This is a genomic window from Streptomyces katrae (assembly GCF_000966975.1).
GTDB lineage: Bacteria > Actinomycetota > Actinomycetes > Streptomycetales > Streptomycetaceae > Streptomyces > Streptomyces katrae.
In genome coordinates this window covers 1-3,493 of the sequence record NZ_JZWV01001127.1, presented here as the reverse complement: position 1 = coordinate 3,493, position 3,493 = coordinate 1, and the positions used below count along the sequence as shown (strand labels likewise).

3 protein-coding genes and 1 pseudogene are annotated in these 3,493 nt (G+C 73.9%); 2 read left to right on the top strand and 2 right to left on the bottom strand.

Going from position 1 to position 3,493, the window contains the following annotated elements; all coding sequences use genetic code 11:
* Positions 1 to 62: 62 nt before the first annotated feature.
* Both VR44_RS33590 and VR44_RS33585 read right to left on the bottom strand, forming a co-directional pair.
* Positions 63 to 831, bottom strand: a pseudogene (locus tag VR44_RS33590) (transglutaminase family protein).
* The gene (locus tag VR44_RS33585) at positions 828 to 1,817 is read right to left on the bottom strand and encodes a GNAT family N-acetyltransferase (protein ID WP_045951424.1); all 990 of its coding nucleotides are present in this window, start codon (positions 1,815 to 1,817) and stop codon (positions 828 to 830) included. The pseudogene VR44_RS33590 and the gene VR44_RS33585 overlap by 4 nt, the downstream one beginning before the upstream one ends.
* A 116-nt stretch (positions 1,818 to 1,933) precedes the next feature.
* Between VR44_RS33585 and fdxA the strand changes: the two genes are divergently transcribed.
* Entirely contained in the window at positions 1,934 to 2,263 is a 330-nt protein-coding gene (fdxA, locus tag VR44_RS33580; RefSeq protein ID WP_030713714.1) for a ferredoxin, read from the top strand.
* A 105-nt stretch (positions 2,264 to 2,368) separates the two neighbouring features.
* Positions 2,369 to 3,463 (top strand): succinyldiaminopimelate transaminase, encoded by a 1,095-nt coding sequence (gene dapC / locus VR44_RS33575; protein WP_045951423.1) that lies wholly within the window; start codon positions 2,369 to 2,371, stop codon positions 3,461 to 3,463.
* The last annotated feature ends 30 nt before the right edge of the window (positions 3,464 to 3,493 follow it).

Sequence of the window (3,493 nt, the reverse complement as noted above, 5' to 3'; positions counted from 1 at the left end):
GGCCGACGCGGGCGCGGTCGCCGCCGGCGCCGCCGACGTCGCCACGGGCGGGATCGCGCCGGTCAGTTGAGCAGGGCGCGGGCCGAGGCGGCCTCCGCGCGGATGCGGGTCGCCGCCTCCGGGTCCACCGCGTCCATGACGACCGCGTACGCGTCCATCTCCGCCGCCCCCGCCTGGAAGGACCCCCGCTCCACCAGCAGCCGGGCCCGCTCGTAGCGCAGCGCCGCCGGATGCGAGGGCAGCAGCAGGGACAAATCCAGCGACCACAGGGCGACCGCCGAGTGCTCCGGACGGGCGGCCGCCCAGGCCCGGATGTTGCCCAGGACGCGCAGCACGATGTCCAGGGTGCGCGCGGGCGTCCGCGGCCCCTGCGCCAGCTCCGCCGGGCCCGCGCCCAGCGAGGCCCCGCCCGCGAACGGGTCGACCACCACCCCCTCCTCCGGGTCCCCGAAACCCACAGTGAAGTGCCCCGGCAGCCCCAGCCCGTACACCGGCGCCCCCGCCCGCCGGGCCACCTCCAGCCAGACCACCGACAGCAGGATCGGCAGGCCCCGCCGGCGCCGCAGCACCTCGTGCAGCAGCGAGGACTCCAGCCGGTCGTAGTCCTTCGGGGTGCCGTGGAAGCCGAGCCGGCCCCCCAGCAGGTCCGTCACCGCCGCCGCCCAGGCCCTCGGCCCGCGCAGCCCGTACGGCAGCATCCCCGCCATCCGGTCCAGCTCCATCTGCGCCCAGTCCATGGCCCGCTCGTCCAGCTCCGGGTCCGCCTCCGCCGCCAGCAGCAGGCACNGAGCGGGCCTCCGCCGCGAACAGCTCCCGCGTGGCCGCGCTCACGCCCCGGCTCCGGCGCGGAAGTGGTGGTAGGCGTGGTGCGCGGCGAAGCCCATCCCGTCGTACAGGGCCCGCGCCGCGGGATTGTCGGTCTCCACCTGCAGCCAGGCCGCCGACGCCCCCTCCTCCAGCGCCCGCCGGGCCAGCGCCGTCATCACCGCCGTCGCCAGCCCCCGCCGGCGGTGCTCCGGGGCGACCGTGACCGCGCCGAAGCCGGCCCAGCGCCCGTCGACCACGCACCGCCCGACCGCCCGGCCGCCGTCCAGCGAGGCGAACCACACCGACGGGCCCTCCACCAGCACCCGCCGGGCGAGCTCCGGGTCCCGGACCTTCCCGTAGCGGCCCAGCCACTCCTCGTCCGGCTCCCGGGTCAGCCGTATCCCGGACACGTCCGCGTCCAGGTCGGCCACCGGGGCCAGACCCGCGGTCCGGACCTCCGCCGAGACCTCGTTGACCCAGCCGCGCCGCTCCAGCTCCGCGCAGAGCAGCTCCTGGGTGCCGGCGGCGCCGGTCGAGGCCTGGACGTAGGCCGGGAGGTCCCGGTCCGCGTACCAGGCCGTCACCCGCGCGAGTGCTTCGTCCAGGGGTATCCCGGGGTCGCCGAGGGCCAGCACCGAGTTGGCCCGCCGGGTGAAACCGCCGGCCGCCCGCAGCGTCCAGTCGCCCAGGGGCTCGCTCTCCAGGGGCTGCCAGGCCCTCGCCATGACCCGGGCGAGCTCCTCGAAGGAGGCCGCCGGACCCCTGCGCCGGGCCGGAGCCGCGGGCACCACCTTGCCCGCGACCAGCGAGGATTCCGGGATGTGGACGGACACGCCGTCCTTGCGTGTGATCGTCAGCACACCCCCGGTCCAGGATGTGAGAACCCCGACCGCGTCGGTGAAGGCGGGAGTGCCGCCGGTCCCTTCCCGCACCCGTCGTACGGAGACTCGTTTACCCACGTCAGCCGGGGTGATACGGATCTCCAGCAGCCCACCGGCAGTGATTTCCACAGCTCTGTCCGCCCCTCCTGTTCGGATCGTGCCCGGGAACGGAGATACTAGGTGCGGGCATCGACGACGCCGCGCTCCCGCGCGAATGGACAGCCCTACCGAGGAGGAACGAGAGCGTGACCTACGTCATCGCGGAGCCTTGTGTCGACGTCAAGGACAAGGCCTGTATCGAAGAGTGCCCCGTCGACTGCATCTACGAGGGCCAGCGGTCCTTGTACATCCACCCGGACGAGTGCGTCGACTGCGGGGCGTGCGAGCCGGTGTGCCCGGTCGAGGCCATCTTCTACGAGGATGACACCCCGGAGGAGTGGAAGGACTACTACAAGGCGAACGTCGAGTTCTTCGACGAGCTCGGCTCGCCCGGTGGTGCCTCCAAGCTCGGTCTGATCGAGCGCGACCACCCCTTCATCGCCGCGCTGCCCGCCGGCATCAACGGCGAGCACTGACCGTTTCACGGCAGACGCGCCCCTCGGTCCCGTCCGGCACTGCTGCCGCACGGGACCGAGCCGTTTTCCCGTACCTTTCCCGCCCCTGAGAGAGAGCAGAGCACCGTGGCCGCAGTTTCCGACCGTCTCCCCACGTTCCCCTGGGACAAGCTGGAGCCGTACAAGAAGACGGCGGCGGCCCACGAGGACGGCCTCGTCGACCTGTCCGTCGGCACCCCCGTCGACCCGGTGCCGCAGCTGATCCAGGACGCCCTGATCGGCGCCGCCGACTCCCCGGGCTACCCGACGGTCTGGGGCACCCCCCAGCTGCGCGACGCGATCACCGGCTGGCTGCGCGACCGGCTCGGCGCGAGCGCCGCCGGACACCGCAACGTGCTGCCCGTGGTCGGCTCCAAGGAGCTCGTGGCCTGGCTGCCGACCCAGCTGGGCCTGGGCGCCGGCGACAAGGTCGCCTACCCCCGCCTCGCGTACCCGACCTACGAGGTCGGCGCGCGGCTGTGCGGCGCCGAGGCGGTGGTCTACGACGACCCGACCGAGCTGGACCCGGCCGGGCTGAAGCTGCTCTGGCTCAACTCCCCGTCCAACCCCACCGGAAAGGTCCTCGGCAAGGAGGAGCTGATCCGGATCGTCGCCTGGGCGCGCGAGCACGGGATCCTGGTCTTCAGCGACGAGTGCTACCTGGAACTCGGCTGGGAGGCCGACCCGGTCTCCGTCCTGCACGACGACGTCTGCGGCGGCTCCTACGAGGGCCTCGTCGCCGTCCACTCCCTCTCCAAGCGCTCCAACCTGGCCGGCTACCGGGCGGCCTTCATCGCCGGTGACGAGAACGTCCTCGCCGAGCTGCTGGAGATCCGCAAGCACGGCGGCATGATGACCCCGGCCCCCGTCCAGGCCGCCGTCGTCGCCGCCCTCGGCGACGACGCGCACGTGGCCGAGCAGCGCGGCCGCTACGCCGCCCGCCGCGAGGCGCTGCGCACCGCCCTGGAGGCGCACGGCTTCCGCGTCGAGCACAGCGAGGCCAGCCTCTACCTGTGGGTGACCCGCGACGAGCCCTGCTGGGACACCGTCGCCCACCTCGCCTCCCTCGGCATCCTGGTCGCGCCCGGCGACTTCTACGGGGAGGCCGGCGCCAACTTCGTCCGCGTCGCCTTCACCGCCACCGACGAGCGGGTCGAGGCCGCGGTCAAGCGCCTGGGCTGACCGCCCGGAACGCCCCGAGGGGCCGGGAGC